Source organism: Pseudoalteromonas sp. bablab_jr010, assembly GCF_016464105.1.
Taxonomy (GTDB): domain Bacteria; phylum Pseudomonadota; class Gammaproteobacteria; order Enterobacterales; family Alteromonadaceae; genus Pseudoalteromonas; species Pseudoalteromonas simplex.
This window is the reverse complement of sequence record NZ_JACDWV010000207.1, coordinates 1-254: the sequence shown is the minus strand read 5'-3', so window position 1 is coordinate 254 and position 254 is coordinate 1. Positions and strand designations below refer to the sequence as shown.

The 254-nt window shown below is 43.3% G+C and carries 1 pseudogene; it reads right to left on the bottom strand.

Annotation, left to right across the window (positions count from 1 at the left end):
- Positions 1-13: 13 nt before the first annotated feature.
- Positions 14-254: pseudogene (locus JIG37_RS22970) on the bottom strand (IS4 family transposase); the annotation flags it as partial.

The window sequence follows — 254 nt, the reverse complement described above, 5'->3', positions numbered from 1 at the left end:
TAATGCCTGTCAGTTAAGAGCTGACAGGCATTTTTTGGGGCTTTCGTTCAGGGTACCGACTGGGTCTCTTTTTCACACATCTTGGATAATGTCTTTCTCTTCGCTCTGGCAGCACAAAGGTTTCAGCCATTGCAATAAGTTTATTTATTACGCTCGGTACTTTTCCTGCTGAGGTGTGAGGCAACATCATTAACTCCTTGATGATATAGCCAGAAGCATTGCTGTAACTGAGTTGATAAGGCCATATCCCTTTC